At 31.7% G+C, this 4,105-nt stretch carries 1 protein-coding gene and 1 pseudogene; both read left to right on the forward strand.

Annotation, left to right across the window (positions count from 1 at the left end; genetic code table 11):
• A pseudogene (locus tag ABY298_RS15285) lies at positions 1–547 on the forward strand (DUF5116 domain-containing protein); the annotation flags it as partial.
• Between the two features lie 105 nt (positions 548–652).
• Positions 653–3,952 carry an alpha-amylase family glycosyl hydrolase gene (locus ABY298_RS15290; protein WP_372746918.1) on the forward strand — a complete coding sequence of 1,100 codons (3,300 nt, stop codon included), beginning with the start codon at positions 653–655 and terminating at the stop codon, positions 3,950–3,952.
• Positions 3,953–4,105 lie beyond the last annotated feature (153 nt).

A 4,105-nucleotide genomic window follows, 5' to 3' on the forward strand; every position in this document is an offset into this window, starting at 1 on the left:
AACTGCTCCACAATTAGAAGCTTCTTCTGCCTCTACTACAGATTTTGAAGGATACGTTTGGTTAAACGGAGAATATAAATTTGTTGCTGCTGATGCCGATGGTGTTTTTGATTGGAACAAAGGTCCAGATTATGGAGATAATGGTTCTTTCGCAGGAATTTTAGTAGAACAAAATGAGACAAATTGTACTGCAACAGAAGGATACTATTTTGTACAAGCAAACACTACTACTTTAACCTATTCTCAAACAGCAGTAAGCTGGGGCATTATTGGAGCTGCTACGCCAGGAAGATGGGATAGTGATACAGACTTAATATATGACGCTACTTCTAAAACACTTATTGCAAATGTATATTTAGAACCTGGAGCTTTTAAATTTAGAGGTAATAATGACTGGAATACTGGTTTTGATTTAGGTACATTAGATAGCGATGGCAATTTACAATCAGGTGGTGATCTTACTTTTGATGGAGCTGCTGGAAATTACAAAGTTGTTTTAGACTTAAGTAATCCTAGAGCATACAAATATAGCATTACAGCTAATTAGTATTAATTTATAAAAAAGGCTGTTCAATTGAACAGCCTTTTTTTAACATAAATAATTATTAAAGTTCTTAAAAAAACTTTAACTTATTCTTCAATAATATTCTACATGAAAAAATCTTTACTTATACTACTATTTTTACTTCCTTTAATTACTTTTTCTCAAGTAACAACTTCACCTGCTATACCAACAGCTAGTGGTGAAATAACTATTATTTTTAACGCGGTTGGAACAGGTTTAGAAGATTACACAGGAGATATATATGCACACACAGGAGTTACTATTGATGGCGCAGACTGGCAAAATGTAATTGCTGGTTGGACCGAAAATATTGCAAAAGCAAAACTAACCAGAGATACCTCTAATACCAATTTATACACTTTAGTACTTTCACCAGATATCCATACTTTTTATGGTGTAGATACTTCAAAAACCATATCTGAACTTAATTTTGTATTTAGAGCATCAGACGGATCTAAACAAACATCACCAGATATTTACATAACCATTTACGAAGCTGGTTTAAATATCACATTTACAAACCCTTCAAACAACAGCATTTATAACTTAAATGAATCTGTTACCATAACAGCAGAAGCATCACTAAGTGCTGATTTAGAACTTTTTATTGATGGCAGCTCTCAACAAACTGCTTTAAATTCTACAACAATTTCAACTACTTATTCTTTTTCTTCTTCAGGAAATCATATTTTAAAAGCTGTTGCAACCAGTGGAACTGAAACTAAAGAAATTGAAATGTCTGTTTATATAAAAACCGCAACTGTTCTTGAGGCAATTCCTACAGGAGCAAAAAAAGGTGTAACTATTAATACCGATAATTCAGTAACTTTTGTATTAGAAGCGCCCAATAAAACCGATGTTTTTTTAATTGGAGATTTTAATAATTGGCTTTTAAATAGTGAATATCAATTAAAACAAGATACCACAAATTCTGATTTATTTTGGATAACCTTAACCGGATTAGATGTTGATACTGAGTTTGCTTACCAATATTATGTAGATTATACTATTAAAATTGCAGATCCATATTCAGAAAAAATACTAGACCCTTGGACAGACCAATATATTAAAACAGGAAATTATCCAAACCTAAAAGCCTACCCTACCAATTTAACAACTGGGTACGTTTCAACTTTTTTAATAAATGATACTGAGTATTCATGGAATGTTACAAATTTTACAAAACCAGCGCAGGATAATTTAATTATTTATGAAATGCACTTGCGTGATTTTACAGAATCTGATTCTTATACAGAAGCTTTAACAAAACTTGATTATTTACAAAACTTAGGAATTAACGCCATAGAATTAATGCCAATAAATGAATTTGAAGGTGCTGATAGTTGGGGTTATAATCCGGCTTTATATATGGCTTTAGATAAAGCTTACGGAACTAAAAACGATTTTAAAAAATTTGTAGATGCTTGTCATGAACGCGGAATTGCAGTGTTAGCCGATGTTGTTTTTAATCATTCTTACGGACAATCACCTTTGGTTCAACTATATTGGGATTCAGTAAATAGCGCACCTGCTGCAGATAACCCTTGGTATAACCAAAGCTCAAATTTAGTTGATAATACTAGTGCACATTGGGGTTACGATTTTAACCATGAATCTGCCTACACAAAAGCGTTCTTTAAAGATGTATTATCATATTGGATGAACGAGTATAAGGTTGATGGATTCCGTTTTGATTTTACAAAAGGATTTAGCAATACTTTATATTACGGAACCGACAATTGGGCAAGCGCATATGATGCTTCTAGAATTGCAATTTTAAAAGAATATGCTGATCACGTTTGGGATAATAATCCAACCAATAAACCTTATGTAATTTTTGAACATTTATCAGAAAATACTGAAGAAAAAGAATTGGCCAATTACGGTATTATGTTGTGGGGAAATTTAAATAATAATTACAACCAAAATACCATGGGCTATAGCTCAGATACAGATATTTCTTGGATTTCTTACAAACAAAGAGGATGGAATTCTCCAAACGTAGTTGGTTATATGGAAAGCCATGATGAAGAACGTTTAATGTACAAAAACCTTACTTATGGTAATAGTAATACTACGTACAACGTTAAAGATTTAACTACAGCTTTATCTCGCCAAGAATTGGCTGGAATGTTCTTTTTTACCATTCCTGGTCCTAAAATGGTTTGGCAATTTGGAGAACTTGGTTACGATGTAAGTATAGACGATCCAGGAAGAGTTGATAGAAAACCTATTTACTGGAACTATTTTGACGATGCAAATAGAAAACAAATTTACAACACTTGGGCAACTTTAAGCGAGTTTAAGCAAAATCAACCAGTATTTAACACTACCGATTTTACTTTAAATGTTAGCGGTTTAGGTAAAAGTATCTTATTAAAACATACTTCAATGGATGTTGTAATTGTAGGTAATTTTGATATTACTGAAAAATCAATAACAACACAATTTTCAAAAACCGGAACTTGGTATGAGTATTTTACAGGAGAGGAAAAAACAATTTCAAGCACGTCTACTTCTATAACATTAAATCCTGGGGAATACAAATTATATTCTACAGTAAAATTATTAGATCCACGTGGTGGAACTGCTTCAGATGATAGTGATAATGATGGTGTTGTAGATACCGAAGATTTATGTCCTAATACAATGGAAGGTGTTCAAGTGTCTGCTACCGGTTGTCCAATATTTAGTTTAGAATCTTCTAATTTTGAAGTAACGGCAACAAGCGAAACATGTCCTGATAAAAATAATGGAAAAATAAGCATTACAGCACAAGAAACTTATACTTACGTTGCTACCATTAACGGAACAACTTATAATTTTACAAACAATGCTTTAACAGTTTCTAACCTTGAGCCTGGAAATTATAACGTATGCATTTCTGTTACTGGCGAAACATATGAGCAGTGTTATGTGGTTACTATTGCTGAAGGAACAACTGTTTCAGGAAAAGCAAGTGTTAGTTCATCTAAAGTAGAAATTACAATAGAAGAAGGAACTGCGCCATTTAATGTATTTGTAAATAATGAAGAAGTATTAGAAACCTCTGCTCCTACTTTTTCCGTAAATGTAAAACAAGGTGATCAAATACAAGTAAAAACTGCAGTTAGTTGTGAAGGAATTTTTTCTAAAACAATTGATGTACTTGAAAGTTTTACGGCATATCCAAATCCTACAAATGGATTATTTGAAATTTCAGTAACTACAACAGAAAAAAACGCAGTTGTTGAAATGTATTCTGTACAAGGACAATTAATTTCTAAATACAGTTACCCAATTAGCAATAATAAAATTCAAATGAGTTTAGAAGATAAACCTACTGGATTATATTTTGTAAAAGTATATTTACAAGATACCATATTGTTAAAAGTAGTAAAGCAATAAACTTAAAACCTAAAGACATTATTAAAAATAACATTCATGAAAAGACAAATTCTTTTAGTTATTTCTGTGCTTTTTTTCACGAATATAATTTTTGCAGATTCGGGTATTTATCAATCATATATCATTACAAATAGTGGTACTTATTATGATGCC

This window comes from Lutibacter sp. (assembly GCF_041596795.1).
Classification (GTDB): Bacteria; Bacteroidota; Bacteroidia; order Flavobacteriales; family Flavobacteriaceae; genus Lutibacter.